At 73.9% G+C, this 25949-nt stretch carries 30 protein-coding genes; 7 read left to right on the top strand and 23 right to left on the bottom strand.

Annotation, left to right across the window (positions count from 1 at the left end; all coding sequences use genetic code 11):
• Positions 1 to 25 precede the first annotated feature (25 nt).
• Positions 26 to 487 carry a winged helix-turn-helix transcriptional regulator gene (locus tag NBH00_RS00525; RefSeq protein WP_254571408.1) on the bottom strand — a complete coding sequence of 154 codons (462 nt, stop codon included), beginning with the start codon at positions 485 to 487 and terminating at the stop codon, positions 26 to 28.
• Between the two features lie 68 nt (positions 488 to 555).
• On the opposite strand from NBH00_RS00525, the gene NBH00_RS00520 reads away from it, so the two are divergent.
• Entirely contained in the window at positions 556 to 1266 is a 711-nt protein-coding gene (locus NBH00_RS00520) for a glycosyltransferase family protein (RefSeq protein ID WP_254571407.1), read from the top strand.
• Here NBH00_RS00520 and NBH00_RS00515 read toward each other — a convergent pair.
• Together NBH00_RS00515 and NBH00_RS00510 are read right to left on the bottom strand one after the other, a co-directional pair.
• On the bottom strand, positions 1247 to 2239 hold the full coding sequence (locus NBH00_RS00515; protein WP_254571406.1) for a DUF354 domain-containing protein: 993 nt from the start codon (positions 2237 to 2239) through the stop codon (positions 1247 to 1249). The genes NBH00_RS00520 and NBH00_RS00515 overlap by 20 nt on opposite strands.
• Before the next feature lie 64 nt (positions 2240 to 2303).
• Entirely contained in the window at positions 2304 to 3401 is a 1098-nt protein-coding gene (locus NBH00_RS00510; protein ID WP_254571405.1) for a DegT/DnrJ/EryC1/StrS family aminotransferase, read from the bottom strand.
• Between the two features lie 55 nt (positions 3402 to 3456).
• On the opposite strand from NBH00_RS00510, the gene NBH00_RS00505 reads away from it, so the two are divergent.
• Together NBH00_RS00505 and NBH00_RS00500 are read left to right on the top strand one after the other, a co-directional pair.
• Complete coding sequence (locus NBH00_RS00505; protein ID WP_254571404.1) at positions 3457 to 4167, top strand: DedA family protein; 711 nt, start codon at positions 3457 to 3459, stop codon at positions 4165 to 4167.
• Positions 4167 to 5048, top strand: a complete 882-nt coding sequence (locus tag NBH00_RS00500; RefSeq protein WP_254571403.1) for an undecaprenyl-diphosphate phosphatase — start codon at positions 4167 to 4169, stop codon at positions 5046 to 5048. Before NBH00_RS00505 ends, NBH00_RS00500 begins: the two co-directional genes overlap by 1 nt.
• A gap of 51 nt (positions 5049 to 5099) precedes the next feature.
• Here the strand turns inward: NBH00_RS00500 and NBH00_RS00495 are convergent, their stop codons facing one another.
• A complete protein-coding gene (locus NBH00_RS00495) occupies positions 5100 to 6125 on the bottom strand; it encodes a type IV toxin-antitoxin system AbiEi family antitoxin domain-containing protein (RefSeq protein WP_254571402.1) in 1026 nt (341 codons plus the stop codon).
• 256 nt (positions 6126 to 6381) lie between these two features.
• On the opposite strand from NBH00_RS00495, the gene purM reads away from it, so the two are divergent.
• Together purM and NBH00_RS00485 are read left to right on the top strand one after the other, a co-directional pair.
• On the top strand, positions 6382 to 7476 hold the full coding sequence (purM, locus tag NBH00_RS00490; RefSeq protein ID WP_254571401.1) for a phosphoribosylformylglycinamidine cyclo-ligase: 1095 nt from the start codon (positions 6382 to 6384) through the stop codon (positions 7474 to 7476).
• A gap of 75 nt (positions 7477 to 7551) precedes the next feature.
• Entirely contained in the window at positions 7552 to 7977 is a 426-nt protein-coding gene (locus tag NBH00_RS00485) for an OsmC family protein (protein ID WP_254571400.1), read from the top strand.
• Between the two features lie 58 nt (positions 7978 to 8035).
• On the opposite strand, the gene NBH00_RS00480 is transcribed toward NBH00_RS00485, so the two are convergent.
• Positions 8036 to 8755 (bottom strand): CHAP domain-containing protein, encoded by a 720-nt coding sequence (locus tag NBH00_RS00480; protein WP_254571399.1) that lies wholly within the window; start codon positions 8753 to 8755, stop codon positions 8036 to 8038.
• A 72-nt stretch (positions 8756 to 8827) separates the two neighbouring features.
• Between NBH00_RS00480 and NBH00_RS00475 the strand changes: the two genes are divergently transcribed.
• Entirely contained in the window at positions 8828 to 9658 is an 831-nt protein-coding gene (locus NBH00_RS00475; RefSeq protein WP_254571398.1) for an SDR family NAD(P)-dependent oxidoreductase, read from the top strand.
• A gap of 236 nt (positions 9659 to 9894) precedes the next feature.
• Here NBH00_RS00475 and NBH00_RS00470 read toward each other — a convergent pair whose 3' ends face one another.
• Together NBH00_RS00470 and NBH00_RS00465 are read right to left on the bottom strand one after the other, a co-directional pair.
• Complete coding sequence (locus NBH00_RS00470; RefSeq protein WP_254571397.1) at positions 9895 to 10698, bottom strand: flagellin N-terminal helical domain-containing protein; 804 nt, start codon at positions 10696 to 10698, stop codon at positions 9895 to 9897.
• Between the two features lie 118 nt (positions 10699 to 10816).
• Positions 10817 to 11701 carry a LysR family transcriptional regulator gene (locus tag NBH00_RS00465; RefSeq protein WP_254571396.1) on the bottom strand — a complete coding sequence of 295 codons (885 nt, stop codon included), beginning with the start codon at positions 11699 to 11701 and terminating at the stop codon, positions 10817 to 10819.
• 71 nt (positions 11702 to 11772) lie between these two features.
• On the opposite strand from NBH00_RS00465, the gene NBH00_RS00460 reads away from it, so the two are divergent.
• A complete protein-coding gene (locus NBH00_RS00460) occupies positions 11773 to 13026 on the top strand; it encodes an MFS transporter (RefSeq protein WP_254571395.1) in 1254 nt (417 codons plus the stop codon).
• Positions 13027 to 13041: 15 nt separating this feature from the next.
• Here NBH00_RS00460 and NBH00_RS00455 read toward each other — a convergent pair whose 3' ends face one another.
• The 16 genes from NBH00_RS00455 to NBH00_RS00380 all read right to left on the bottom strand — a co-directional run bounded on the left by NBH00_RS00455 (position 13042) and on the right by NBH00_RS00380 (position 25925).
• Complete coding sequence (locus NBH00_RS00455; protein ID WP_254571394.1) at positions 13042 to 14217, bottom strand: glycosyltransferase family 2 protein; 1176 nt, start codon at positions 14215 to 14217, stop codon at positions 13042 to 13044.
• An 80-nt stretch (positions 14218 to 14297) separates the two neighbouring features.
• Positions 14298 to 14504 carry a hypothetical protein gene (locus NBH00_RS00450; RefSeq protein WP_254571393.1) on the bottom strand — a complete coding sequence of 69 codons (207 nt, stop codon included), beginning with the start codon at positions 14502 to 14504 and terminating at the stop codon, positions 14298 to 14300.
• Between the two features lie 24 nt (positions 14505 to 14528).
• Positions 14529 to 14891: a hypothetical protein gene (locus tag NBH00_RS00445; protein WP_254571392.1), complete on the bottom strand. Its 363-nt coding sequence runs from the start codon at positions 14889 to 14891 to the stop codon at positions 14529 to 14531.
• Positions 14891 to 15520, bottom strand: a complete 630-nt coding sequence (locus NBH00_RS00440) for a hypothetical protein (protein ID WP_254571391.1) — start codon at positions 15518 to 15520, stop codon at positions 14891 to 14893. Before NBH00_RS00440 ends, NBH00_RS00445 begins: the two co-directional genes overlap by 1 nt.
• 18 nt (positions 15521 to 15538) lie before the next feature.
• Positions 15539 to 17005, bottom strand: a complete 1467-nt coding sequence (locus NBH00_RS00435) for a flagellar biosynthesis protein FlhF (protein WP_254571390.1) — start codon at positions 17003 to 17005, stop codon at positions 15539 to 15541.
• 109 nt (positions 17006 to 17114) lie between these two features.
• Positions 17115 to 19184 carry a flagellar biosynthesis protein FlhA gene (flhA, locus tag NBH00_RS00430; protein ID WP_254571389.1) on the bottom strand — a complete coding sequence of 690 codons (2070 nt, stop codon included), beginning with the start codon at positions 19182 to 19184 and terminating at the stop codon, positions 17115 to 17117.
• Positions 19185 to 19329: 145 nt separating this feature from the next.
• Positions 19330 to 20388, bottom strand: a complete 1059-nt coding sequence (flhB, locus tag NBH00_RS00425) for a flagellar biosynthesis protein FlhB (protein WP_254571388.1) — start codon at positions 20386 to 20388, stop codon at positions 19330 to 19332.
• A 78-nt stretch (positions 20389 to 20466) separates the two neighbouring features.
• A complete protein-coding gene (locus tag NBH00_RS00420) occupies positions 20467 to 20868 on the bottom strand; it encodes a VOC family protein (protein ID WP_254571387.1) in 402 nt (133 codons plus the stop codon).
• 38 nt (positions 20869 to 20906) lie between these two features.
• Positions 20907 to 21701: a flagellar biosynthetic protein FliR gene (gene fliR, locus NBH00_RS00415; RefSeq protein WP_254571386.1), complete on the bottom strand. Its 795-nt coding sequence runs from the start codon at positions 21699 to 21701 to the stop codon at positions 20907 to 20909.
• 31 nt (positions 21702 to 21732) lie between these two features.
• Positions 21733 to 22008 (bottom strand): flagellar biosynthesis protein FliQ, encoded by a 276-nt coding sequence (fliQ, locus tag NBH00_RS00410; RefSeq protein WP_254571385.1) that lies wholly within the window; start codon positions 22006 to 22008, stop codon positions 21733 to 21735.
• Positions 22009 to 22024: 16 nt separating this feature from the next.
• A complete protein-coding gene (gene fliP, locus NBH00_RS00405) occupies positions 22025 to 22663 on the bottom strand; it encodes a flagellar type III secretion system pore protein FliP (protein WP_254571384.1) in 639 nt (212 codons plus the stop codon).
• Positions 22663 to 23172 carry a FliO/MopB family protein gene (locus tag NBH00_RS00400; protein ID WP_254571383.1) on the bottom strand — a complete coding sequence of 170 codons (510 nt, stop codon included), beginning with the start codon at positions 23170 to 23172 and terminating at the stop codon, positions 22663 to 22665. Before NBH00_RS00400 ends, fliP begins: the two co-directional genes overlap by 1 nt.
• A 164-nt stretch (positions 23173 to 23336) precedes the next feature.
• Positions 23337 to 23693, bottom strand: coding sequence for a flagellar motor switch protein FliN (gene fliN, locus NBH00_RS00395; protein ID WP_254571382.1), 357 nt, complete (start codon positions 23691 to 23693; stop codon positions 23337 to 23339).
• Between the two features lie 35 nt (positions 23694 to 23728).
• Positions 23729 to 24172, bottom strand: coding sequence for a flagellar basal body-associated FliL family protein (locus tag NBH00_RS00390; protein ID WP_254571381.1), 444 nt, complete (start codon positions 24170 to 24172; stop codon positions 23729 to 23731).
• The gene (locus NBH00_RS00385; RefSeq protein WP_254571380.1) at positions 24169 to 25110 is read right to left on the bottom strand and encodes a flagellar motor protein MotB; all 942 of its coding nucleotides are present in this window, start codon (positions 25108 to 25110) and stop codon (positions 24169 to 24171) included. Before NBH00_RS00385 ends, NBH00_RS00390 begins: the two co-directional genes overlap by 4 nt.
• Positions 25111 to 25115: 5 nt before the next feature.
• A complete protein-coding gene (locus NBH00_RS00380) occupies positions 25116 to 25925 on the bottom strand; it encodes a flagellar motor protein (protein WP_254571379.1) in 810 nt (269 codons plus the stop codon).
• Positions 25926 to 25949: the final 24 nt, after the last annotated feature.

Raw genomic sequence — 25949 nt, 5'->3', positions numbered from 1 at the left:
CGTCGGGTCGCGCGCGGCGCGGGGGTCAGGCCGCGGTGGCGCCGAGGCCGGGGCCGTGCACGGGGCGCACGTTCAGCGCGTGGACCGGCCCGCCGCAGCAGTCGCACGTGAGCTGCGGCGACGTCACCTGGCCGCAGTCCTGGTGGACGAGGACGACGGGCGGCCCGTCGGGCGCCGTGTACGTGTCCCCCCACTGCATGAGGGTGACGACGATCGGATAGAGGTCGCGGCCCTTCGCGGTGAGGCGGTACTCGAAGCGCGGCGGGCGCTCGGAGTAGGGGCGCTTCTCGAGGATCCCCTGGTCGACGAGCTTGCCGAGGCGGTCGCTGAGGATGTTGCGGGCGATGCCGAGGTCGCGCTGCATGCGGTCGAAGCGCTTGACCCCGAGGAAGGCCTCACGGAGGATGAGCATCGTCCAGCGCTCGCCGACGACCTCGACGGTCCGGGCGACGGAGCACCGATACGTGCTGGAGGTGATCGGCTCCATGGGTCTGCGTCGAGGGTAGCGGGACGCAACCCTCTTGTCGCGGACGCCGGGACAGGGTCAAGACGCGGGTGTCCGAGCCGACGAACGGGGCGACCATGTTCGTGTTCGCCACCTGCGTCGGCTCCGAGGACACCTACCGCGCCTGGGCCCTTCCCGGCCTGCGGCTCGCCGGCGAGCCCGACACCGTCCTCGTCCACGCCACGGCCGAGGCCGGGTCGATCTTCACCGCCTACGACGAGGTCCTCGACGCGGTCTGCGCGATGGACGGGGTCGAGGCGCTCGTCCTCATACACGAGGACGTCGAGCTGCTCGACCCCGGCTTCTGCGCGACCGTCCGGGCACGCCTGGCGGCGACGCCCGACGTCGCGGTCATCGGGGCGGTCGGGGCCTCGGACGTGCGCTCGCTCGCCTGGTGGGAGGGCCGCGGCGCCGGCCGCGTCGCCGAGACCCGCGGCGTCGTCGACTTCGGCGGGCACCCGTGCCCCGTGGACACGGTCGACGGGCTGCTCATGGTCCTCTCCCCGTGGGCGATCGCGAACCTCCGCTACGGGCCGGGGCACCCGCCCGGCTTCCACGGCTACGACGCCGAGCTGTGCTTCGCGGCGCGGGCCGCGGGCCGATCGGTGTGGGTCGAGGACCTGCCGCTCATCCACCACACGAAGGGCGGCTACGGCGACGTGGCCGCGTACGCGCGGGCGGACGACGCCTTCCGGGCGCGGTGGATCGCGCCGGGGGCGGCGGCGGTCGCCGGCGGCGGCGTCAGCGCAGCGGCGCGCTGAGGAGGTCCACGAGGACGTCCGGGTCGCGCCGGATGCGCGCGGCCGCGCCGGTGCGGTCGTGCTTCTCGAGCACGAGCGCGGCGGCGTCCTCGAGCTTGCGCATCCGCCCCTCGGCGATGAGCCGCTCGTCGACGGCGCCCAGGCGCCCCTCGAACGTCGTCCACACCGGGGTGCCGAGGGCGACGGCCTCGCGGTTCATCGTGCCGCCCGCGGAGACGACGAGGTCGGCGAGCGCGATGAGCGACGGGGCGTCGATCGCCCGCTCGGGGACGATGAAGCCGCCGAGCTCCTTGCGCTGGGACTCGACGCGCGGGAGGACGACGGTCTGCGTCCCGCGGAGCTTGTCCAGGACGCCGGCGAAGACGTCGTTCTCGAAGCGGTGGTAGAGGCTGACGACCGGCGGGGTGCGGACGACGGCGATCGGCTGCGACGGGTCGAGCCGCAGCTCGTCGAGGACCGCCGTGTCCGGCTCGAAGCCCGCGAGGTAGTACTCCTCCTTCAGGCCCGGGTACGGCTGGTGCTTGCGCGCGGTGACCCCGTACCGCGCGAGGCGGTCGAGCGGGATCGCGTCCGGGACGACGACGGCGTTCCCCAGGCGGCAGTTGATCGTGTGCTGGACCGTCGCCCACTCGTAGTCGAACATCGTCGAGCGCGGGATGCGCAGGAGGGCGGCGGCGACGGTGATGTCGTTGGAGCCGTGGCCGAGCGCGAGGTCGAAACGGGGGCGCTTCCTTGCCCACCGGTAGAGCGCGCTCGAGCGGTCGGCGAGGCCGACGGCCTTCTTCGCGAGCTTCTCGCCGCGGTGGTGCCCGATGACCGTGTGCTCGACGCCGAGGCGCTCGGCGAGGCCGATCGTCTGGGCGAAGTCGCGCGCGGTGACCTCGACGGTGGCGCCGCGCGCGCGGAACGCCTCGATGACCGGCTTGAGCACGAGGACGTGCGGCGAGTTCGTGAGGTCGACCCAGACGCGCATGGTTCGTTCGGTCTCCGTCGGTCGGTCGGTGGCGGGGCGGGGCGGGCGGTGGCCGGTGGCCGCGTCAGCCCGCGAAGGCGCGGACGGCGGCCGCGACCTCGGCGACCTGCGCGCGGGTGATCGCGGCGCTCATCGGGATGGCCAGGTGCTCGGCGGCGGCGACGTCGGTGCCGGGCAGGTCGGTCGTGCGGCCCCAGCCGGCGGCGGCGATCGCGGGCTGCGCGTCGATGGGCCGGCGGTAGTAGCCGCGGCACTCGATGCCGTGCGCCTGCAGGTGCTGCGCGAGCGCGTCGGGGGCGGCGTGGCGGATGACGTAGAGGTGCCAGGCCGGGCGGGCGCCGGGGGTCGCCTGCGGGAGCACGACGGCGTCGTGGCCGGCGAGCTCCTCGGCGTACCACTCGCCGGCGGCGCGGCGGTGGGCGGCCCAGGCGTCGAGGTGCGGGAGCTGCACGCGGAGGATCGCGGCCTGCAGCTCGTCCAGGCGCGAGTTGTAGCCCACGTCCTGGTAGCTCACCTTGTCGCGGGAGCCGTGGAAGCGGAGGGAGCGCACGCGCTCGGCGAGGGCGGCGTCGCCGGTGGTGATCGCGCCGCCGTCCCCGAAGGCGCCGAGGTTCTTCGACGGGTAGAAGGAGAACGTCGCGATCGCGCCGAGCGCGCCGGGGCTGCCGTCGGGGCCGGACGAGCCGGCGGACTGCGCGGCGTCCTCGACGACGGGGAGGCCGAACTCCTCCTCGAGCTCGCGGACGGGCGCGACGTTCCCGAACAGGTGGACGGCGATGATCGCCTTCGTCCGCGGGGTGATCGCCGCCCGCACGGACTCGACCGTCACGCAGTACGTCGCGGGGTCGACGTCGGCGAACACGGGACGGGCGCCGACGGGCGGGATCGCCTCGGCGCTCGCCCAGAAGGAGAAGGACGGGACGACGACCTCGTCGCCGGGGCCGACGCCGAGCGCGCGCAGGGCGATCGTGATGGCCTCGGTCCCGTTGGCGACGCCGACGGCGTGCTGGACGCCGAGGTGGGCCGCGAACTCCTCCTCGAAGGCGCCGACCTCGCGGCCGAGGACGAACCGCTCGGAGTCCAGGACGCGCGTGACGGCCGCGTCGATCTCCGCGCGCAGCGGGCGCAGCGGGGAGGCGGGATCGAAGAGCGGAACGGCCATGGCGCGGGACAACGTATACACCCGCGCCCGGCCCCCGCCGGTACCCTCGACCGCAGTGCTGACGCTCAAGCTCTCTGCCGTGCTGGTGCTCGCGAGCATCACCGAGTCGCTCGCGGACATCGCCACCCGGGTCGTCGGCGACCTCGGGCTGGGCGGGATCTTCCTGCTCATGGTGCCCGAGTCTTCCGGGATCCCGATCCCCTCCGAGGCGACGATGCTGTTCGCCGGGTTCAACGTGTCGGAGGGCAGGTTCTCGCTGCTGGCCGCCGTCGTCGTCGCCTCCGTGGCCAACGTGGTCGGCTCGCTCATCGCCTACGCGATCGGCTACTACGGGCGCGACGAGCTGCTCGAGAAGCACCTGCGCTTCTTCCACCTGAGCGAGTCGCACCTCGCCTGGGGCGACCGCTGGTTCGCGAAGTACGGCGCCCCCGCGGTCTTCTTCTCGCGGATGCTCCCGGTCGTCCGGACGTTCATCTCGTTCCCGGCCGGGGCGGCACGGATGCCGCTCGGGCGCTTCACGCTCCTGACCTTCCTCGGTGCGCTGCCGTGGAACTTCGGCCTCTGCCTCGCCGGCAAGTCGGCGAAGGACAACTGGGTCGACATCAAGGACAAGCTGCACTACGTCGACTACGGCGTCGTCGCGCTCATCCTGCTCGGCGCGGGGTATCTCGCCGTGCGGTGGTACCGCGGGCGTGGCGACGACGGGCCGGGCACGGGGCCGGGCCGCCGGTCCTCCGGCCGGGCCGCGGACGTCACGCCGGTCTGATGCGCGCGCGCCGGGGGGCCGGGGCGCGGGGGGTCGGTTCGGCGGGGGCCGCGGGCGGGCGCTCCGCCGTCACCACGCCGCTCGACGCGCTGCCGCTGCGGGACGCCGTCCTCCTCGGGCTGCTCCACGGGCCGGCCGAGCTGCTCCCGATCTCCTCGTCGGGCCACATCACGCTCGTGCCGTGGCTCGCCGGGTGGCCGTACGGCGAGCTCGACCCGGAGCTGCGCAAGGCGTTCGAGGTCGCCCTCCACGCGGGGACGGCCGCCGCCCTGCTCATCGCCCTGCGCGACGAGGTCGAGGACGCCGCGCTCGACCTCGACCGGCGGCGGATCACGCTCATCGCCCTCTCGTTCGCGGTGCCCGCGGTCGCCGGCCTCACGCTCGAGCGGGCGATCGAGCAGCGCCTCGGCACGCCCCGGTCGATCGCGGGCGGCCTCATCGCGGGATCGCTCGTGATGGCGTGGGCGGACCGGGTCGGCGGGACCTCGCGCGACCGGGCCGACGCGGGCGCGATCGATGCCCTGTGGCTCGGCGTCGCCCAGGCCTGCGCGCTCGTCCCGGGGGCGTCACGCAACGGCATGACCCTCGCGGCCGCCCGCCGGCGGGGGTTCGGCCGCGAGGACGCGAACGCCCTCTCCCGCCACGTCGCCCTGCCCGTCATCGTCGGCGCGACGCTCCTCAAGGGGACGCGCCTCTGGCATCGCGGCCTGCCCCCCGGCCTCGCCGGCCGCTTCGTCGCCGGCGTCCTCGCCTCCTTCGCCTCGACCCTCGGCTCCACCTGGCTCATCCGCCAGGTCGAGCGCGACCGCTCCCTCGCCCCCTACGCGGCCTACCGCACGGCGCTCGCGGCCGCGGTGCTGTGGCGGGGGCGCCGGCGCTGACGCCGCGACAAGCGCATACCGCCACACCCCGCGCTACCGCCGCACCCCGCGCTACCGCCGCACCCCGAAGGTGAATGAAGGTTCAGGGTGCTGTGGGCCCCCTGAAGCTTCATTCAGCTTCCAATGGGCGTCGAAGGCGACCATCTCGGCGACCACCCGCGGCCGCTCGTACGTCACCGCCCACCAGCCGTAGCGGACGACGGTGAGGCCGTTCGACCGGTAGAGCGCATCACGACGCGCGTCCTCGCGGCGACGCTCGGGGTCATCGTGGCCGTCGCGCCCGTCCGCCTCGATCACGAGGCCTCGCTCGACGACGTGGAGGTCCGGCCGGAGCACGGTGCCCGCGATCCGGAGCGGCTGGTCGCAGCGAGGCTCGGGCATTCCGGCCTCCAGGAGGATCGCCCGCATCCGGTCCTCGAACTCGTTCGCGGTCAGCCCGATCAGGCCCGCGCGCTCGGCGTGGAGCTCACGCAGGACGCGCGTGCCCGGCGTCCCGTGATGCTCGTCGAGCACCCGCAGGATCGCCGGCATGTGGAGCCGGCGGCGGTAGGCCGCCTCGCGCCAGGCCGTGCGCAGCTCCGCGTCGCCATGGATCGCCGCGAGGTGCAGCAGGGCCCGGGGCACGGTCATGGACATCACGCCGTCCACCACCGTGCACTCGTGGGCGCGCACGGACACGCGGCTCACCCCCGCCCGGTCGAGGGCGCGGCGCGCCGGAATGACGATGTCGACGGGGCGCGCCCGGTCCTCCGGCAGCAGGCCGCAGCCGACGAGCGTGGAGCGACCGCCCAGCATCGCGTCCGCGCCCGAGCGGAGCACCTCGCCGATCCGCCGGCCCTCGGGCGACTGCGTCACGCGTCCGGCGAGATAGAGACCGGGACGGTCGCGATGCAGTTGCCCGCTGCGGCGGCGCACGCGTACATGCTCGCGCGTCACGCCGAGTCGCCGGAGCTGCGCGACGTGGACGTTCCCCTCCTGACGGCCCGCGAGCCGCGCGATGATGCCGTCGACCGGGACGCCCAGCTCACGGTGGCACTCGTCCGGTCGCACACCCTCGGGAAGCCACACCTGGTTCACGCGCCCAGTGTCGGCTGCGGACCTGCGACGGCGCTACGGCACACCTGCGTCCTCTCCGCACCGAATCTGCGCGCTCGACGTCACAGATGAAGGTGAATGAAGGTTCCGGGGGCCCAGAGCACCCTGAACCTTCATTCACCTTCTGGGGGGGCGGACGGGGGCGGGGCGGGTGCGCGGCGGGCCGGCGGCCCGGGGCGCGGCGGGCCGCGGGGTGGCGGAACCCGCTTCGCCGCCTTGTCTGACAGCATCGAGGGGGATGTCCGAGAGCTATGCCGCCGCCGGCGTCGACACCACCCAGGCCGACGAGGGCGTCGGGGCCCTGGTCCGCGTGCTGTCGACGATCGAGCTGGACCGCCCCAGCGCCTCCGTCCTGCCGTCGGGGCACTACGCCTCGGTGCTGCGGGTCGCGCCGAACCTCGGGATCGCGTTCTCGACGGACGGGGTCGGGTCCAAGCTCGTGCTCGCCGAGCAGGCCGACCGCCTGGAGACGGTCGGCATCGACTGCATCGCGATGAACGTCAACGACATCATCTGCGTCGGCGCGGAGCCGATCGCGATGGTCGACTACCTCGCCGTCCAGCAGGCGGACCCGACCGCGCTCGGCCGCATCGCCCAGGGCCTGAAGACCGGCGCCGAGCAGGCGAACATCGAGATCCCCGGCGGCGAGCTCGCCGTCATCCCGGAGCTCATCAAGGGCCACCCGGACCCGCACGGCTTCGACCTCTGCGGCACCGCCTTCGGCACCGTCGCGCTCGACGCGGTCATCACCGGCGCGGACGCCCGGCCCGGCGACGCGCTCATCGGCCTCCCCGCCTCCGGCCCCCACTCCAACGGCTACACGCTCGCCCGCAGGGCGCTGCTCGAGGACACGGCGGGCGGCCTCCCGGCCCTCGACATGCACGCGACGCCCGACGAGCTCGGCGGCGCCTCCGTCCTCGACGCGCTCCTCGAGCCGACCGTCATCTACGTCCGCGCCGTGATGGACCTCATCCGCAGCGACGTCCCCGTCCACGGCCTCGCCCACATCACCGGCGGCGGCCTGACGAACCTCCTGCGGCTCGGCGGCACCCGGCTCGGCTGGCGGATCTCCGCCCCCCTCCCCGTCACGCCCGTCTTCGACCTCATCGCCCGGCACGGCGCCGTCTCCGTCCCGGAGATGTGGGAGGTCTTCAACATGGGCTGCGGCTTCGTCTGCGTCGTCCCCGCCGAGCGCGCCGACGACGCCGTCGAGGCGCTCGCGCAGCACCACCCCGGTGCCGCCGTCATCGGCGAGGTCACCGACGAGGGCGGCGTCGTGACGGTCCCGTCGCTCGGCATCACCGGCGACAAGGCCGGCCTGCGCCCCGCCTGAGCGCTCAGGCGCGCCCGGCGACGGGCCACGGGCGGCTAGGTTGGTCCCTCCACCCCAAACCCAGGAGGAGACGACATGGCATCGAAGGGCAAGGCGAAGTGGGAGGGCGACCTCAAGGGCGGCAGCGGGGTCTTCACCGCCGGTGAGGACATCACCGGCCAGTACTCGTTCAAGTCGCGCTTCGAAGACGGTCCGGGGGCGAATCCGGAGCAGCTCATCGGCGCGGCCCACGCGGCCTGCCTCTCGATGGCGCTGTCGAATATCCTCGCCGAGGCGGGCCACAACCCGACCTCCGTCGAGGCCGAGGCGGTCGTGCAGCTGCGCCTGCTCGACGACGGCCCGTCGATCACGAAGATCCACCTCAAGGTCGTCGGCACCGTCCCCGGCCTGAGCGAGGAGCACTTCCGTGGGCACGCCGAGGAGGCGAAGGCCGGGTGCCCCGTGAGCAAGGCGCTCGCGGGCGTCCCCGAGATCACGATGGACGCCACGCTCGCCGGCTGACCGCGGCTCCGGCAGCGGACGCCGCCTCTGCGGTGGGGTTCGCTGCCCCTGCGCCGATTCAGCCGAGCTTCACGTACGTCAGCGCGCCGCCCCCGTCCGGGCCGTAGGTCCGGGCGGAGACGCGGTCGGAGGAGTTCCCCTCGATCGTGTGGATCGTGCCGTTCGGGTCCACGCCGGTGACGAGCCCGATGTGCTCGTTCCAGACGATGAGCTCGCCGGGCGCCGGCGCGGCGGTCGTGCGGTCGGTGCGCTGCGCCCAGGCGTGCAGCGCGTCGACGGACCCGAAGCCCTGGCCCGCCTCGCCGACCGGCGTGCCGGCCTGCTTCGCGAGCCACGAGACGAAGTACGCGCACCAGGGGCCGACGCCCGAGCCGGCCGTCGCGGTCCGGTAGTCGGCGATCCGCGGCGAGTCGTTCGACCCCGGGGGCTGCTCGGCGACGCCCTGGGCGAGCTCCTGCTGCGCGAGGGCGATCATCCGCTGCCCGGCGTCCCCACCCGGTGCCACGGCGCCGACGGGGACGGCCCCGCCGATCGAGGCGGCCGTGAGCGGCGAGCCGGCCGTGAGCGCCGCGCCCCCGGCGAGCGGCGCCGTCAGCCCCGCCGTCGCGCCGTCCCCGCCCGTCGTCGCGTTCCCGAGCATCGCCGCGAAGGCCGACGGCACCTGCGTCGTGCCGTCGGCGGACCACGCCGGCGCGGCGGACGCCCCGGCGGGAGCCGTCGGCGGCTGCAGCCCCTGCTGGATCATCGTGATGCGGGCCATGACGGCCTCGACGCTCATCTCCCCCATGATCGGCAGCCGCCGCCCACCGTTGAGCGGGCCGAATCCGACGGTGGTGTACCTTCACGCGCCATGTCCTCCCCCACGCAGGTCGACGGCCGCGTCGCCATCATCACGGGCGCCGGCTCCGGCATCGGCCGCGCCCTCGCCCGCAACCTCGCCGCCCGCGGCTGCCCGCTCGTCCTCAGCGACGTGAACGAGGCCGGGCTGCTCGAGACGGCCGAGACGCTGAGCGTCCCCGTCCTCACGAAGGTCATGGACGTCAGCGACCGCTGGGCGCACCAGCAGCTCGCCGCCGAGGTGCAGGAGTGGGCCGCCGCCCCGATCGCCCTCGTGATCAACAACGCCGGCGTCGCCCTCTCGCAGACCGTCGCCGACCAGTCGACCGAGGACGTCGAGTGGGTCATGAACATCAACTTCTGGGGCGTCGTCCACGGGACCCAGGCCTACCTGCCGATCCTCACCGCGCAGGACTCCGGCGCGATCATCAACATCTCGAGCCTCTTCGGGATCATCGCCTTCCCGACCCAGAGCGCCTACAACGCCTCGAAGTTCGCGGTCCGCGGCTACACCGAGTCCCTCCGCCACGAGCTGCACGGCACCGGCGTGCGCGCGATCTGCGTCCACCCGGGCGGCATCCGGACGAACATCGTCAACAACGGCCGCCACCACGTCGACAACCTCGGCCGCCGGGACGACGGCGCGGCGCTGAAGAAGGACTTCGAGAAGATCGCCCGCACGACGCCGGCGAAGGCCGCGGAGACGATCATGCGCGGCGTCGACAAGGGCCATGACCGCGTCCTCATCGGAGCCGACGCGAAGGCGATGGACCTCCTGCAGCGGGTGGCGCCGACGAACTACTTCGGCGTCATCCGGCGGGCGCAGCGCGTCGTCATGCGCTGAAGGCGCGCCGCCGGTCAAGACGAGCGGGCGGCCTCTGCAGGGAGAGACCGCCCGACGCCTGATCCGTCCCCCGTGCGGGTATGCCGACCCGCAAGGAGCGTGTGTCCTGCCCCGCGCGCCGGATGCCGCCGGCGCCGCGTGGCCCTGCATGTTCCGCCGAAGCGGGCACCACGCCCGCCTCACCCCGGCGAACCGGAGCGAGGCGGGTACTGCGAGGTGTCCGACCGCGACTGCGACTAGCGCAGGAGCGAGAGGACCGACTGCGGGGCCTGGTTCGCCTGGGCGAGCATCGCGTTGCCGGCCTGCTGCAGGATCTGGTTCTTGGTGAGCTTCGTCATCTCGTCCGCCATGTCGACGTCACGGATGCGGGACTCGGCCGCCGTCAGGTTCTGCTGCGCCGTCGCGGAGACCGCGAGGGTGTGATCGAGGCGGTTCTGCACCGCACCGAACGTGGCACGGGCCGACGACACGTTGTCGATGGCCGTATCGATGTCCGTCAGCGCCGTCGCGCTGCTCAGGCTCGAGAACGACGTACCGACCGTCGCGCCGAGGCTGATCATGGCGACGGAGATCTCCTCGCCGTCGTTGGCACCCACCTGGAAGGTCACCGAGCTGGTCGACCCGTCGAGGAGCTTGATGCCGTTGAACTGCGAGGACGTCCCGATGCGGTCGATCTCCGAGGCGAGGCTGTTGACCTCGCTCTGGATCGCGGCCTGGTTCGTGGACGAGAGCGAGCCGTTCTTGTACTGCACGGCGAGCTCGCGGACACGCTGGAGCATCGAGTGCACCTCGTCCAGGCTGCCTTCCGCGGTCTGCGTCAGGGACTGCCCGTCCTGGATGTTGCGCTGCGCCTGGGCGAGGCCCCGGATCTGGCCACGCATCTTCTCCGAGATGCCGAGGCCGGCTGCGTCGTCCGCCGCGCTGTTGATGCGGTAGCCGGTGGACAGCTTCTGCATCGACTTTGCGAGGTCACCGGACGACCGGTTGACGGCCTGGTGGGCCTGCATCGCGAGCAGGTTGTTCTGAATGCTGAGGGACATGATCATCTCTCCTTGATGATGTGGGGTTGTGCGTCCCGGAGTCCCGTCCATGGGGCTCCTTCTTGCCTTGCAAGCGGAATGATCGGCGGGCGCGCACCCGGCTTGAGGCGATGTCCACTCAGGCGTGGACGCCGGCGCGCGCGAGCTCGAGCAGCGCGCGGGCGGCGGGGGCGTGCGGGCGGTCCTCCCGCCAGAGCAGGACGATCTGCCGGCGCAGGCGGGGGGCGACGTCGAGGATCGCGACCTGGTCGCGCGCGGTGTCCGCCGTCGACCGCGGGACGACCGACACGCCGAGCCCGCGCGCGACGAGCGCGAGCACGCGGTCGAGCTCGTTGGAGGCGAAGGCGACGCGCGGGCGGACCCCCGCGGCGGCCGTGGCGGCGTCCATCGCCTGACGCAGGCCGGTGCCGCCCTTGAAGGCGATCCACGGGTCCTCCGCGAGCGCGCCGAGGCGGACGGGCGTCCGCCGCCGCGCCAGGCGGTGCTCGGGCCCGACGACGAGCACGAGGTCCTCCTCGGCCATGACCTGCTCGACGACCCCGGCGGGCAGCGCCGGGCCGCGGGTCGCGAACGCGAGGTCGACCTCGTCGGCGGCGAGGAGGCGGACGAGCTCGACCGTCGGTTCCTCCTTGACCTCGAGGATGATCTGCGGGTGCCCGGCGTGGAAGGCGGCGAGCAGCGCCGGGAGGTCGACGGGCCCGAGCGACCCCATCGCTCCGACGATGACGCGGCCGCGCTCGATGCCCTGGATCTGATCGAGCTCCGCGATCGCGGCGTCGAGCTCGGCGGCGACGCGTCGGGCCCGGGCGAGGAGCAGCTCCCCCGCCTCCGTCGTGCGCACCCCGCGGGCCCCGCGGCGCAGGAGGGGGACGCCGACCTCGGCCTCGAGCCGCCGCATCTGCTGCGAGAGCGCCGGCTGCGCGACGTGGAGCGCCGCGGCCGCCGCGGTGAACGTCCCGTGCTCGACGATGGCGACGAGATAGCGAAGCTGGCGCAGTTCCATAAGCGATCGCTCTACAGCGTAGTCCGGACCGGTCTTTGTGGTTATGGGTTGCCCGCGCAACGATGGCGGGCGTGCCGCAGGACGCCCTCCAGCTCGACCGCCGTCAGATGACCCGCCTGGCCCTCGCGCACGCCCTCTGCGACGTCTATCAGGGCGCCGTCCCGGCCCTCCTCCCGTTCCTCCTCACCGCGCACGACTGGTCCTACGGCACCGGCTCGCTGCTCGTCCTCGCGGCGACGATGTCGAGCTCGATCGTCCAGCCGCTCTTCGGCCACCTCTCCGACCGCCGCCCCGCCCCGTGGCTCATGCCGGCCGGCTTCGTCGTCGCCGCGGCCGGCCTCGCGGTCGTCGGGCTGCTCGGCTCGCCGGTCGCCGCCTTCCTCGCCGTCCTCGCCTCCGGGCTCGGCGTCGCCGCCTTCCACCCGGAGGGCTCCCGCGCCGCGGCCTACGCGGCCGGTCCCCTCAAGGCGACGGGCATGAGCTACTTCTCCGTCGGCGGCAACGCCGGCTGGGCGCTCGGCCCGATGCTCGTCACCGCGACGGTCCTCCCCTTCGGCCTGCACGCGACCGTCCTGCTCGCGCTCCCCGGCCTCGCCGGCGCGGTCCTCACCGCCCGCGAGCTCCCCCGCCTGCGGGAGGCCCGCACCCGCGCGACGGCCCACGCCGCCGCGCTCGCCCGCGCCACGACCGCCGCCAACGGCCGCGCGGCCGCCGTCCTCCACGACGACTGGCGCGCCTTCGTCACCCTCACGGGCGCCGTCGCCGCCCGCTCGATCGTCTACTTCGGCCTCATGACGTTCGTGCCGCTGTACTTCACCGACGTGCTGCACACCCCGAAGGCGGCCGGCGAGACGGCGCTCATCGCCTTCCTCGTCGCGGGCGCGCTCGGCACGCTCGTCGGCGGCCGCCTCGCCGACCGCATCGGGCGCCGCCCGCTGCTGCTCGCCTCCTTCACGCTCCAGGCGCCGCTGCTCATCCTCTTCCTGCTCGGCGGCCCGGTGCTCGCGACGGTCGCGCTCGGGCTCATCGGGCTCATCGCGATCGCGACGTTCTCGATCTCCGTCGTCATGGGCCAGGCCTACCTGCCGAACCACCTCGGCGTCGCCTCGGGCGTGACGCTCGGCCTCGCGATCGGCGTCGGCGGGCTCGCCGCCGCCGCGCTCGGGCCGCTCGCCGACGCCGCGGGCCCGCGGGCGCCGCTCGAGGTCATCGTCCTGCTGCCGCTCGCCGGGCTGGCCTGCGTGCTGGCGCTCCCCCGTGAGGCGGGGGCGGCGTCCGTCCGGGCGCGCCTGCGCCGGCGGCCCGCCCTGCTGCGCGCCTCCTGAGCGCGGCCGCCCCGCCTAGCGCGCCGCGCCCGGCACGGCGGCGCCGTGGAGCTGCTCGAAGCGCACCTGGTCGCGGCGGATCTGCGCGTCGATCCACGCCCGCAGCTGCGGGTCCGGCGAGGCGACCGTCTCGCTCAGGCCGTGGCGGATCGTCGACTCGGGGACGAGCCGCGGCGGCCGCCCGGCGGCACGCAGCCGCGCGAGCAGGTCGGTGTCCTGGAACCAGACCCGGAGCTCGGGGTGGAAGAACTCGCCGGGCGCCACCGCGTACGCCTCGAGCGTGTCGCGGCGGAAGGCGAAGCACCACGCGGCGAAGTCCTCGCGCATCGCGCCGTCCACCGTCCGGGGGAAGACGACCGCGGCGGGATCCTCCCCGTCGAGGGCGGCGCGCAGCGGCTCCCACCAGCCGGCGTCGACGTGCACGTCGTCGTTGCAGACGACGAGGAAGCGGCCGCGGGCCGCCCGCAGGCCGGCGTTCACCGGGTCGGTGAAGCCCTGCGGCGGCGCGCCGTTGTCGATGACGATGAGCTCGTGCGGGACCGTCGTGTGGCGCTGGAGCGCGCGCAGGCAGCCCCGCAGCCGCGGGCCGGCGGCGTCGAGCGTCGGGATGACGACCGAGAGCTCGACCGCCTCACCCGGGGTCCGGCGGGCGCGCGCGACCGTGTCCTCCACCGTGACGGCCGGGGGGACGACGACGGCGCCCGGGACGGCGGCGACACGGCCGCGCGGGGCGAGGGCGAAGGCGATCGCGGCGACGAGCCGGTCGTCGGGGGCGTCGGGCACGGCGTCGGCGCCTGCGTGCTCGTGGCGGCGCCAGGCGACGGCGTGGGCGGCCGTCGGGTGCGGGGCGTCGGCGGTGGCGCCGGCGAGCCCGGCGTCCGCGAGCGCGTCGTGGAGCAGGGCGACCGCGCCCGGATGGACGAGCGCGCCCTCGGCGAGGACGACGGCGACCGCGCCGGTCGCGGCCTGCAGCCCGGCGCGGACGGCGGCGGCGGCGCCCGCGCGCTCGTCGCGGCGGATGACCGTGGCGTCGCCGGTCACGCGCGCGAGCAGCGGGGCGAGGTCGTCGGAGGCGTCGTCGACGAGGACGACCTCGTGACGGGGCTCGTCGGGAAGACCGGCGAGTGCTTCGAGGGTGCGGAGGGCCCGCTCCGGGTCACCGGTGAGCGGGACGATGATCGAGACGTCCACGCCCCGGGTGGTCGGCGGGGCCCCGCGGGCCTTGAGCGGGGGCGGGCGCCGGCGCGCGGCACGCGGCGCGCGGCGCGTCGTCAGGCGCGGATGTCGACGTGCGGCGAGGGGTCGGGCGGCGGCGCCGGCCCGGCCGGCGGATGGCGCGCGCGCTCGCGGCGCGCGTCCTCGCGGTCGGCCTCCTCGTCGTCGCGGCGGTCCGCCCGGGAGCGGGGCCGCACGCGGGCGACGGGGACGACCGGCCCGTCGCCGGGAAGGACGCGCCCGAGACGCTCGATGCGGCCCATCGGCGTTCAGCGCGGGCCGCGGCCCTACGCCGTCTCGCCCTTGCGCTCGGCCGCCTCCATCTCCAGCAGCGCGGCGACGATCTTCCGGCGGGCGGACTCGATCTCGGCCTGCGCGAGCTGACGCCAGAGCATGACGGCGCCGAACCACCCCAGGAGGTAGCCGACGACGCCGGCCTCGAGCGCCCGCGTGAGCATCCTCTCCAGCGGCTGCCCGGCCTGGTGCGAGAAGTAGGCGACGACGAGGAAGAGCCCGAGCGCGGCGTACGCGCGGATCGTCCGGATCTGGTGGAGCGCCCGCGGATGGTCGGCGAGCAGGAGCTGACGGCGGCCCTCCCCGGCGAGCTCCGCCGCGTCGGCCTCGGCCGCCTTCCTGCCCTTGCGCGCCATCAGGCGACCCTCCGGCCCTGGTGCTCGGCCGCCCAGCGCACGAGGCGGCCGCGGTCGGTCGTCGTCAGGCGGGTGAGCCGCCCCTCCAGGACACCGTCGCCGCTGACGCGCTCGACGCGGAACTGGCCGCGGATCGCCGCCTCCCGCGGGATGAGGAAGAGGTCGAACTCGAAGAGCTGCCCGGTGGCGGCGAACGGCACCCCCTGGACGCGGAGCATCGCGCCGGAGAGCTCGACGCAGCGCGCCTCGACGGCGACGTGGTCGGCGGACCCGCTGCGCAGGACGACCATCCGCGCGTTCGTCGTCGAGCGCACGAGCTCGGCCCGGCGCAGGAGCTGGACGTTGCCGCGGTGGACGAAACGCAGGACCTCGCCGGAGCCGTACCCGACGATCCGCAGCCCGCGGTCCTGCGGGCGCCGGCTGAGCTCGCCGCTGATGCGGCACAGCCCCTGCGCCCCCGCGAACTGCAGGAAGACGCGGCTGCGCTCGAGCTGCGGCAGGGAGGTCCGCGGCGAGTCGAGGAGGGCGACGTCGACCCAGGTCGACGCGCTGTCCTCGACGCGGGCCGAGAACTGCTCGCGCTGCGGGACGACGAGGGTGACGACATCCGCGCGCGTGGGTCCGTGCATGCCCGCCATCACGTCACCTCACACGAGCTCGTCGTCGGGATCTTCGGGACCGAGCAGCGCGTGCGCGAGCGCGTCGGCGCTCGCCGGGCGCATGCCGCCGTCGAGGGCGGTGCCGCGCGCGACGTACGACAGCGGGACGTCCGCGTCGATCGCGAGCTCGACGACCGTGCCGAGGGCGGCGGTCTCGTCGGCGTGCGTGAGCGCGATGCCGCGCGCGCCGAGGCGGCGGCCGGCGGCGGCGAGCTCCCGCGCGGCGATCGGGCCGATCGTCGCGGGCACGGTGAGGTGCAGCTCGTCGGCCGCGAGGCGGCGCAGCTCCGAGGAGAGCGTGCGGAGCTCCGCGTCGGCGCGCGGGGAGACGCCGGGCGTGTCGACGAGGACGATCGTCTCGTTGCGCAGCGCGTCGATCCGGCGCGACGCGGCAGCCGCGTCGTCCTCGGCGTGGACCGTGACGCCGGCCTCGCGCAGGAGGGCGGTGAGCTCAGCGCCGCCGTCGGCCGCGCGCAGCGTGACGCAGGCGACCGGCAGCGCCGAGCGCTTCGCGTAGGCGGTGGCGAGGCGGGCGACGCAGCGCGTCTTGCCGCTGCCGGCCGGGCCGACGAAGCCGATGACCGCGCCGCCGGGGCCGCGGACCGGCGTGGCGATCGGGATGCGGGCGGCGAGCGCGGCGCGCAGGACCGCGCGCGGCGAGTCGTCCTGCGCGAGCGGCGCGATGTGCGCGGCCGCGGTCTGGACGAGGTCGGCGGCGAGGATCGGCGAGATGCCCGTCGCGACGAGCGCGGCGCCGTCAGGGCCGAGGCCGTCGGCCGGGAGGGCCGGCGGGGGCGCCGGCGCGGGGACCGCGGGGAGCGGGGCCGAGGCGGCGACGAGGGCGTCGGCGTCGTCGAGGGTCGGGAGGAGGTCGACGCGCGGATCGACGACCGGGCGGTGGGCCGGGGCCGCGGGCGCCGGGCGGTCCTCCATGAGGCCGGCGAGCTGGCGGGCGAAGCTCGCCGCCTCGTCGGTGAGGACGCGCTCGCGGTCGGCGGCCGCGTCGGTCGCGTCGGCCGCGTCGGCCGCGGGGGTGGTGTCGTCGCCGTCGGCCACGGGGGCGACGGGCGCTGCGTCCGCCGGGCCGGGCGCCGGGGTCCTCTCGGGGGCCGAGGTCGGGGCGGGACCGGGCAGGGGCATGACGACCGGGGTCGCGTAGGCGCTCACGCCGTACGCGCCGGAGTCGGCGGGGCCGGCGGACCCGGGGGCGAAGGCGTCGTCCGGCTCGTCGTCGAGCAGGTCGACGCTCAGGCCCTGGCCGCCGGCGGGCGCGGCGTCGAGCTCGACGACGCGACGGCCGAAGAACCCGGCGACGCCGCCCTCGATGCCGTCGCGGCGGGCGAGGATGACCGCGTCGTGGCCGAGCTCGGCGCGGATCCGCGGCAGGAGCTCGTCGAGGCCGGAGCCGGCGTACGTGCGGACGTCGGGGTGCTGCTGGTCCGTGACGGGGGTCATGGGATCACCGCTTTCGATCGTGTCGCTGCTCATGCTGTCACCACGCCGATGGTCTCGACAGAAATGCCTCGGGCGAACGCCAGGACACGGGGCTCAGACGGACGCCGCATCACGCGGTCACCACCCCGATGGTTTCGACAGAAATGCCTGGCGCGATCTCGTTGTAGGCGCACACCGAGAGCTGCGGCAGCGCCTGCTCGACGAGGCGCCGCAGGTGGCGGCGCACGCGCGAGGAGCAGATGAGGACGGGGCGGCGGCCGAGCGCGGTGGCCTGCTCGACCTCGTCGTGGAGCAGCTGGACGAGGGCGTGCGCGCGGGCCGGGTCCATCGCGAGGTACTCGCCGTCGCTCGTCTGCGCGATCGACTCGCTCACCTCCTGCTCGGTGCCCGGGTCCAGGGCGATCGCGCGGAGGCGGTGCTCGCCGTCGAGGTACGGCGCGAGGATGGTCCGGCCGAGCGCCTGGCGGGCGTACTCGGCGAGCAGGTCGGGGTCGCGGGTGATGCGCGCCCGGTCGCCCGCGGCCTCGACGACGGCGCCGAGGTCGCGGATCGAGACGCCCTCGCGGAGGAGCGCCTGCAGGACGCGCTGCAGCTCGCCGACGCTGAGCAGGTCGGGGATGACCTCCTCGACGACCGCGGCGTTCGTCTCCTTCAGGCGGTCGAGGAGCGCGCGGACGTCCTGGCGCGTGAGGAGCTCGGCGACGTGGCGGCGGATCGTCTCGGTGAGGTGGGTGACGATGACCGACTCGCCGTCGACGACGGTGTAGCCGAGCGCCTCCGCCTCGGGACGGCGCCCGTCGGGGATCCACACGGCGGGCAGGCCGAACGCGGGCTCGGTCGTCGGGATGCCGTCGAGCTGGCCGATGGCGTCGCCCGGGTCGAGCGCGAGCTGGTGCCCGGCGAGCAGGGCGCCGCGGGCTACCTCGGTCCCGCGGACCTTCATGACGTAGTCGTGCGAGCCGATGAGGACGTCGTCGTGGATGCGGACGGCGGGGATGATCGTCCCGACCTCGCCGGCGATCTGCCGGCGGACCGCGCCGACGCGCTGCGGCAGCGAGCCGTGCGCGCCGCCGCCGTCGACGAGCGGGACGAGCCCGAAGCCGATCGCGAGCTCGAGCGCGTCGAGCGACAGGGCCTCCATCGCCTGGTCGCGCGGGCTGGCGGCCGGGAGCGGCTGGCTCTGCGTCGCGAGCAGCGCGGCCGCGGCCTCGTCGGCCGTCTTCTCCTGCTCGGCGCCGAGCGTCTTGCCCACGAAGAAGAAGAGCAGGCCGATGACGAGGAACGGGAGCTTCGGCAGGCCCGGGACCATCGCGAAGAGGCAGATGACGACGCCAGCGACCATCGGCGCCTTCTTGTTCGCCGTGATCTGGCCGGCGATGTCGGCGCCGAGGTCCTTGTCGCTGATCGCCCGCGTGACGATGATGCCCGTCGCGACGGAGATGAGCAGGGCCGGGATCTGCGCCGCGAGGCCGTCGCCGACGGTCAGGAGGCTGAAGTGCTTGACCGCCTGCCCGATCGGCTGGTGGTGCATGACGACACCGACGACGATGCCGCCGATGAGGTTGATGAGCGTGATGAGGACGGCGGCGATCGCGTCGCCCTTGACGAACTTCGAGGCGCCGTCCATCGCGCCGTAGAAGTCGGCCTCGCGGCCGATGTCGGCGCGGCGCTCGCGGGCCTGGTCCTCGGTGATCTGCCCGGCGTTGAGGTCGGCGTCGATCGCCATCTGCTTGCCGGGCATCGCGTCGAGGGTGAAGCGCGCGCCCACCTCGGCGACGCGCCCGGCGCCCGCCGTGATGACGACCATCTGGATGACGACGAGGACGAGGAAGATGACGAGGCCGACGACGACGTTGCCGCCGACGACGAACTGGCCGAAGGCCGCGACGACGTGGCCGGCGTCGCCGTGGAGCAGGATCAGGCGCGTGACGCTGATGTTGATCGCGAGCCGGAAGAGCGTCGTGAGCAGCAGCAGCGACGGGAAGGCCGCGAAGTCGAGCGGACGCGGGAGGTAGAGCGTCGTGATGACGACGGCGAGCGCGACGCTGATGTTCAGCGTGATCGCCAGGTCGAGGATGACCGGCGGCAGCGGCACGATCATCATCACGACGACCATCACCACGATGCCGGCGGCGATGAGGTCCGAGTGGCGCCCGATGCGCTTGACGAGGTTCTGCATGGTGTGGGGGGTTCCGCCCGGCGCGCAGGACGGCGCCGGCGGGACGTTCCGGTAGTCGGTCAACCGGCCACCCGGCTTGAGCGCCGTCCCTGGCCGGACGTCGGAGGCCCGCCCGGGCCTGCGGTATCGCGCGCGGCGCCGCGGCCTACGCGGCCCGGCGCGCCTTCAGGCGGTAGACGAACGCGAGGACCTGGGCGACGGCGGCGTAGAGGTCCTCCGGGATCTCGTGGCCGACCTCGCAGGTGGCGAACAGCGAGCGGGCGAGCGGGACGTTCTCGACGCACGGGACCCCGGCGTCCTTCGCGATCTCGCGGATGCGGAGGGCGAGGAGGTCCTGCCCCTTCGCGATGACCATCGGGGCGGCGCGGGTCCCGTCGTACTTCAGCGCGACGGCGAAGTGCGTCGGGTTCGTGACGATGACGTCGGCGGTCGGGACGTCGGCCATCATGCGGGCCCGCGCGGCCGACATCTGGCGACGGCGCATCGCGGCGCGGACCTCGGGCGGGAGGTTCTGGCCCTTGGCCTCCTCCTTCACCTCCTGGAGCTCCATCTTCATCGACTTCTCGAGCCGGTGGCGCTGGTAGCCGTAGTCGACGACGCCGATGATGAAGTAGGCCAGGGCGGCGCGCAGGGCGATCGCGTGGATGTCGGTCGAGAGCGCGGAGGCGAGCTCCTGCGGGCCGATCCCGACCATCGCGCCGGTGCTCGTGACCTTCGGCGCGACGAAGGTGAAGACGACGGCCCCGACGACGCCGACCTTCGAGATCGACTTGATCCCCTCGGCGAACATGTTGGGGCCGAAGATGTTCTTCGCGCCGTTGATCGGGTTCAGGCGCTTGGGATCGGGCTTCAGCGCGTGGGTCGACGGCTTCAGGCCCACCTGGGCGAGGTTCACGAGGATCGCGGCGAAGGCGCACACGAGCGCGATCGGCCCGACGGCGAGGAGGACCGAGCCGCCGGCGTGCGTGAGCAGCTCGCCGATGTGGTCCTGCGAGACGACGGACGGGTCGCTGATCTGGGTCAGCGCCTGACGCATGCCGTCCCCCATCCGGCGGGCGGCGGCCGGGCCCGCGGAGCCGAGCGCGAAGAGGCCGGCGAGCAGGATGACCGAGCCGCCGAGGTCCGAGGACTTCGCGACCTGGCCCTTCCTGCGGGCCTCCTCCTTGCGCTTCGGTGTCGCCTTCTCGGTCTTCTCGCCGGCCATGCCGACCACCGTCATCGGCGGCGGCCGCCCGGACCTGAGGCGCGGCCGGCCGGGGACGTCCGGCCGGGCCAGGCCGGGTCAGTCCGGCTGGACGACGGCGATCGCGTTGCCGTCGGGGTCGCGCATCATGAAGAGCAGCGGCGCGCCGGGGATCCGCCCGGCGGGCGCCGGGTCGAGGTCGACGCCGCCGATCGCCGTGAGGCGCGCGTGCTCGGCGAGGACGTCGGGGGTCTCGACGCCGATGCCGCCGCCGCCCGGCTCCTGCCCCATGGGCGGGTTCAGGGCGAGCCGCGCGGCGGAGCCGGACGGGGCCACCTCGAGCCAGCGCATCTCGTTCTCGGGGCCGAAGCGCACGTCGGCGCGGACCTCGAAGCCGAGCTTCTCGGTGTAGAACGCCAGGGCGGCGTCCTGATCGGCCACCGTGAACATCGCGACGCCGAGGTTCGTGACGGTGGTGGGGGTCTGGGTGAGATCGCTCATGGTCCGAGGACGCCACCCGCGCCCGGAACTCATCGGTCCTAGTGCACGACCTTCAGCGTCATGAGGGCCGACGCGACGTCGCGCTGCAGCTCGTCCCCGAGCCAGCCCGCGACGAACGGGAGCGAGACGCTGATGAGCAGCAGGCCGGCGACGACCTTCGCGGGGAAGCCGACCTGGAAGACGTTGAGCTGGGGGACGACGCGCGAGACGACGCCGAAGGCCGCGTCGGTGAGGGTCAGCGCGAGCATGACCGGGCCGGCGACCTGGATCGCGGCGAGGAAGATCGAGGCGAACGACGCGACCGCGCCGGAGACGAGCGCGTTCAGCTGCGGGTACTCGAGCAGCCCGACGACGTCGTACGTGCGGGCGACCCCGCGGATGACCCACGCGTCCCCGCCGATCCCGATGAAGACGAGCACCGCGACGAGCGAGTAGAGCTGCTGGATGACGGTCGACTGGTTGCCGGTGACCGGGTCGACGAGCGAGCCGAACGAGAAGCCGATCATCGTGTCGAGGAACGAGCCCGCGATCTGCACGGCGGCGAAGAGCGCGCCGAGCGCGAAGGCGAACCCGAGGCCGACGAGCAGCTCCTTGCCGAGCAGGCCGGCGAACGCCCACGTGTCGGTCGGCAGCTGCACGTGCGCGCCGGCGACCGGCGAGAGCCCGATCGCGAGGGCGACCGCGACGATCCCCCGCACGCGGGCGGGGACGAGCTTGGAGCTGAACAGCGGGGCGAGGATGAAGAGCGGCGAGACCCGCGCGAGGACGAGGAAGAACGCGCCGACCCGATCGGGCCCGAGCTGCGTCAGCAGCTGCTGGAGGGTGGTGTCCACGGCGGCGGCCGGTCCGGGGCCCGGACGGGGGCTACTGCCCGCCGACGACCGTCGGGATCGACAGCCACAGCTCCTGCGTGTAGCCGAGGAGCTGGCCGAGCATCCACGGGCCGCCGATCATGAGCACGCCGGCGAGCGCGAGGACCTTCGGGATGAAGGCGAGCGTCTGCTCCTGGATCTGCGTGACCGCCTGGAAGACCGAGACGGCGAGGCCGATGACGAGGCCGACGAGCAGCAGCGGGAGCGCGAGCTTCAGCGTCAGCGCGAGCGCCTGCGTCGACAGGCTGATGACGGTGTCCTGGTCCATGCGTGGGTCTCCGGCGTCAGTGGAAGGACTGCACGACGGACTGCGTGACGAGGTTCCACCCGTCCACGAGCACGAAGAGCAGGATCTTGAAGGGCAGGCTGATGAAGACGGGTGGCAGCATCACCATGCCCATCGACATGAGCGTGGAGCTCACGACGAGGTCGATGACGAGGAACGGCAGGAAGATCAGAAATCCGATCTGGAAGGCCGTCTTGAGCTCGCTGATGATGAACGCCGGGATGAGGACGTAGGTCGGGACGTCCGCGCGCGTCCTCGGGCGGTCGAGCTTCGCGAGCTTCACGAAGAGCGCGAGGTCCTTCGTCCGCGTCTGCTTGAACATGAAGGTGCGGATCGGCTCCTGGCCGCGCTGGAACGCCTCGCCCTGGCTGATCTTGTGCTGGGTCAGCGGCTTGATCGCCGTGTCGTTCACCGCGGTGAACGTCGGCGCCATGACGAAGATCGTCAGGAAGAGCGCGATGCCGACGAGGACCTGGTTCGGCGGCGCGGTCGGCGTGCCGAGGCCGGTGCGGATGAAGCCGAGGACGACGATGATCCGCGTGAACCCGGTGACCGTGAAGAGCAGCGCGGGGACGAGCGTGACGCCGCCGATGAGCAGCAGCAGCTGGACGGTGTTGCTGGACGCGGTCGAGTTCATCAGCGCGCGGTGAGGTCCCGGAGGCGGCCGAGCAGCCCGGCCGGGCGCGGCGGGCCGGAGGACGGGCGGGGTCCGGAGGTGCGGTCGTCGTCCTCGTCGGGGTCGATGAGGCCGACGGCGAGCGCCTCCTCCTCGGTGTAGGTCCGGATGGGGACGACGCCCTGCTCGGCGCTGCCGACGAGCACGAGCTCGCGGCCGGCGCGGATGAGGTGCAGCGACCGGTTCGGCCCGAGCGGGATCGTCGCGGCGTGCTGGAGGCCGGCGCCGGAGACGCGGGCCTCCTTGCTGTCCCGCACCTGGCGGAGCACCCAGGCGACGCCGTAGATGACGCCGATGACGACCGCAAGGCCGACGATCGTGCGGACGAGGTTGCCGGACCCGCCGACGGTCGCGGCCTTGGAGGGCGCGGACGACGGCAGGTTCAGCGGCGTCTGCTCGCCCGGACCGGTGAAGGCGGCCGCGAGCGCGGTGGCGGGGGCGGGGGCGGCCAGCGTGAAGCCGGCCGCCATCAGGGGCATGAGGAGTCTGCGAGACACGAGAGCGGGGGTCCGGGGAGGGTGTGACGAGCCGGACAGCCCGGTAGTCGGCCCCCGCCGCTACGACTTGAGACCAGTTGTGTGGAAGCGCGGTCTGGACGCGCCGTGGACGCGTCCGGACCCCCGTGCGGCCCGGCTCAGGCGGGGAAGTCGTCGTCCCCGCCCGCGTCCGCCGGGGCCGGCGGAGCGGACGGGACGGCGCCGATGACCTCGGTCAGGCGGAGCCCGAACTGCTCGTCGATGACGACGACCTCCCCGCGGGCGATGGGCCGCCCGTTGATGAGGAGGTCCACCGGCTTGTCGGCCAGGCGCTCGAGCGTCACGACGGACCCCGGCCCGAGCGCGAGCGCCTCGCCGAGCGTCATGTACGTCCGCCCGACCTCGACGGCGAGCTCGACGGTGACGTCGGTGAGCCGCTCCAGGTCGCCGCCGGCGCTGAGCAGCACCGGGGCGGAGGCGGGGTCGAAGGTCTGCAGCTGCAGGTCGTCGGACATGGCGTGGTTCTCGGTGGTCGGGGTGGCGCTCGTCGTCACTGGACGGCGATGTCGGTGAGCAGGACGTCCTTGACGGGCACGTCCGTCTCCTTGTCGATGCGCTTGAGGATGCGCTGCTTGACGCTGTCGCGGCCCTTGCGGCTCGTCAGGTCCTTCGCGCCGGCGTTCGTCACGATGTCGGTGACGATCGCGCGCACGACGGGCTCCTGCTTCAGGAGGCCGTACCCCTCCGGCGGGGCGGCGGCGGCTTCGCCGCCGGCCGCGGGCGCGGCCGAGAACCCCGGCTTGAAGATGAGCGCGACGTCGAGCTTCGCGAACTTGCCGTCGGCGAGGTTCAGGAGGAAGTCCTTCGGCAGGACGTAGATCTCGCCGGCGATCTTCGCCGGCTTTGCCTCGGCCGGCTTGGCGAGGACGAACTTGTAGCCCGCGCCCCCGGCGATGAGCAGCAACGGGATGATGAACTTCAGCTTCGACTTCATGGGTGGGCCTCCGTGGCCGGTCGCGGCACGATCCGTGTGCCGAGGGGATGGGACAGTTCAGGGGGGACGATCGAGCCCGTGCCGTTCCCGGTGGACGCGGGACGCGGGGCGGGGACGTCGGTCATCTCCCGGGGAAGGAGGATCTCGACGCGGCGGTTCACGGCGCGCCCGTCGGGCGTCGCGTTGCTCGTGATCGCGTCGCGGTCCGCGCGGCCGGACGCCGTCAGCCGGTCCGGCGAGACGTGGGCGACGATGAACGCGCGGACGACCGCCGTCGCGCGGGCGGCCGACAGCTCCCAGTTCGTCGGGAACCGGGCGGACGCGATCGGCATCGAGTCGGTGTGGCCCTCGACGACGACGGCATGGGAGCCCTCGCGCGCCAGGACGGTGCCGAGCTTCGCGAGCAACGGGTAGCTGCCCTGCTTCGGCACCGCCGAGCCGGAGTCGAAGAGGAGATTGTCGGTGAGGATCCGGATGTGGAGACCGTCGGCGCTCACGCGCGTGGAGACCTGGCCGGAGATGCCCTGCTGCGCGGCGAACGCGTCGATGCGCGCCTTCAGCTGCGCGAAGTCCTTCGCCTCGGCCGCCCGGGCTGCCGCCTTCTGCGCCGCGGTCATCCCCTGCGTCGCGCCGCCCATCTGCGGCTGCGGCTGGGTCGACTGCGGGGGCGCGATGACGCGCTTGTCCGCCGACGTCCCGCCCGCCGACATGATCGACGTGCCCCCGGGGAGGACCCGGCCGGAGAACGCGTCCTTGAGGGACTTCTGCAGGCCCTCGAGCTTCGACTTGTTCACCGAGGAGATCGAGAAGAGGACCATGAAGAGCGCGACGAGCAGCGTCATCATGTCCGCGTAGGAGAGGAGCCAGCGCTCGTCCCCGCCCTCGTGCTCACCGCCTCCGTGGCCGCCTCCGCGGCGCCGGCCTCCGTGCCTGGCCATCAGCGTCAGGCCGCGGCGGCGTCGGGGACGGCGGAGAGCTTCGGGTCCGCGTTCTGCGCCTCGTCGCGCTGCGCGGGCGGCACGAAGCTCATGAGCTTCTCGGCGACGACGCGCGGGTTGTCGCCGGACTGGATCGCCATGATGCCCTCGAGCAGCAGCGTGCGCTCCTCGACCTCCTCCTCGCTCAGCGCCTGCAGGCGCGCGGCGACGGGCAGGAAGACGACGTTCGCGCAGCCGACGCCGAAGAGGGTGGCGATGAAGGCGGAGGAGATCGCGGGGCCGAGCATCTCCGGGTGGGCGAGGTTCGAGAGCACGTGGACGAGGCCCATGACCGTGCCGACGATGCCCATCGTCGGGGCGTAGCCGCCGGCCTGCTTGAAGACCGAGGCGCCGGCCTTGTGGCGGGCGCTCATCGCGTCGATCTCCGTCTCCATGATCTCGCGGAGCATGTCCGGGTCGGTGCCGTCGACGACGAGCTGCAGGCCCTTGCGCGTGAAGCTGTCGTCGATCGAGTCGACCTCGGACTCGAGGGCGAGCAGGCCGTCGCGGCGCGCGCGCTCGGCGAACCCGACGATGAGGCCGACCTTCGCCCCCAGCGCCGGGGGCTCGGCGCTGAAGGCGCGCTTGTAGAGCCCGGGGACCTTCTTCATGGTCTCCATGCCCACCGAGGCCATCGTCACCCCGAGCGTGCCGCCGAAGACGAGCAGGATCGCGGGGATGTTCAGGAAGGCGGCGGGACTGGTGCCCTCCATCATGGCTCCGCCGAGGATGCCCAGGATGGCGACGACGATCCCGATGACGGTGGCTGCCTTCATACCGCCCGGTGGTCGGCCGGGCCC

The sequence above is a fragment of the Paraconexibacter antarcticus genome (genome assembly GCF_024220175.1).
In the GTDB taxonomy this organism is placed as follows: Bacteria; Actinomycetota; Thermoleophilia; order Solirubrobacterales; family Solirubrobacteraceae; genus Paraconexibacter; species Paraconexibacter antarcticus.
Note: the sequence above shows the minus strand (reverse complement) of the source record. Positions and strands in the feature narration are given on the sequence as shown.

Excerpts from the sequence above, each read along its gene's own strand:
- NBH00_RS00500 (WP_254571403.1), top strand. The coding sequence starts at position 4,167 with ATGCGCGCGCGCCGGGGGGCCGGGGCGCGGGGGGTCGGTTCGGCGGGG.
- NBH00_RS00480 (WP_254571399.1), bottom strand. The coding sequence starts at position 8,755 with ATGAGCGTCGAGGCCGTCATGGCCCGCATCACGATGATCCAGCAGGGG.
- NBH00_RS00445 (WP_254571392.1), bottom strand. The coding sequence starts at position 14,891 with ATGGCGCGCAAGGGCAGGAAGGCGGCCGAGGCCGACGCGGCGGAGCTC.
- NBH00_RS00380 (WP_254571379.1), bottom strand. The coding sequence starts at position 25,925 with ATGAAGGCAGCCACCGTCATCGGGATCGTCGTCGCCATCCTGGGCATC.
- NBH00_RS00485 (WP_254571400.1), top strand. The coding sequence starts at position 7,552 with ATGGCATCGAAGGGCAAGGCGAAGTGGGAGGGCGACCTCAAGGGCGGC.
- NBH00_RS00470 (WP_254571397.1), bottom strand. The coding sequence starts at position 10,698 with ATGTCCCTCAGCATTCAGAACAACCTGCTCGCGATGCAGGCCCACCAG.
- NBH00_RS00440 (WP_254571391.1), bottom strand. The coding sequence starts at position 15,520 with ATGCACGGACCCACGCGCGCGGATGTCGTCACCCTCGTCGTCCCGCAG.
- fliQ (WP_254571385.1), bottom strand. The coding sequence starts at position 22,008 with ATGGACCAGGACACCGTCATCAGCCTGTCGACGCAGGCGCTCGCGCTG.
- fliN (WP_254571382.1), bottom strand. The coding sequence starts at position 23,693 with ATGTCCGACGACCTGCAGCTGCAGACCTTCGACCCCGCCTCCGCCCCG.
- NBH00_RS00385 (WP_254571380.1), bottom strand. The coding sequence starts at position 25,110 with ATGGCCAGGCACGGAGGCCGGCGCCGCGGAGGCGGCCACGGAGGCGGT.
- flhB (WP_254571388.1), bottom strand. The coding sequence starts at position 20,388 with ATGGCCGGCGAGAAGACCGAGAAGGCGACACCGAAGCGCAAGGAGGAG.
- NBH00_RS00510 (WP_254571405.1), bottom strand. The coding sequence starts at position 3,401 with ATGGCCGTTCCGCTCTTCGATCCCGCCTCCCCGCTGCGCCCGCTGCGC.
- purM (WP_254571401.1), top strand. The coding sequence starts at position 6,382 with ATGTCCGAGAGCTATGCCGCCGCCGGCGTCGACACCACCCAGGCCGAC.
- NBH00_RS00400 (WP_254571383.1), bottom strand. The coding sequence starts at position 23,172 with ATGGCGGCCGGCTTCACGCTGGCCGCCCCCGCCCCCGCCACCGCGCTC.
- fliP (WP_254571384.1), bottom strand. The coding sequence starts at position 22,663 with ATGAACTCGACCGCGTCCAGCAACACCGTCCAGCTGCTGCTGCTCATC.
- NBH00_RS00465 (WP_254571396.1), bottom strand. The coding sequence starts at position 11,701 with ATGGAACTGCGCCAGCTTCGCTATCTCGTCGCCATCGTCGAGCACGGG.
- NBH00_RS00390 (WP_254571381.1), bottom strand. The coding sequence starts at position 24,172 with ATGAAGTCGAAGCTGAAGTTCATCATCCCGTTGCTGCTCATCGCCGGG.
- NBH00_RS00515 (WP_254571406.1), bottom strand. The coding sequence starts at position 2,239 with ATGCGCGTCTGGGTCGACCTCACGAACTCGCCGCACGTCCTCGTGCTC.
- flhA (WP_254571389.1), bottom strand. The coding sequence starts at position 19,184 with ATGCAGAACCTCGTCAAGCGCATCGGGCGCCACTCGGACCTCATCGCC.
- NBH00_RS00525 (WP_254571408.1), bottom strand. The coding sequence starts at position 487 with ATGGAGCCGATCACCTCCAGCACGTATCGGTGCTCCGTCGCCCGGACC.
- NBH00_RS00420 (WP_254571387.1), bottom strand. The coding sequence starts at position 20,868 with ATGAGCGATCTCACCCAGACCCCCACCACCGTCACGAACCTCGGCGTC.
- NBH00_RS00450 (WP_254571393.1), bottom strand. The coding sequence starts at position 14,504 with ATGGGCCGCATCGAGCGTCTCGGGCGCGTCCTTCCCGGCGACGGGCCG.
- NBH00_RS00435 (WP_254571390.1), bottom strand. The coding sequence starts at position 17,005 with ATGACCCCCGTCACGGACCAGCAGCACCCCGACGTCCGCACGTACGCC.
- NBH00_RS00475 (WP_254571398.1), top strand. The coding sequence starts at position 8,828 with ATGTCCTCCCCCACGCAGGTCGACGGCCGCGTCGCCATCATCACGGGC.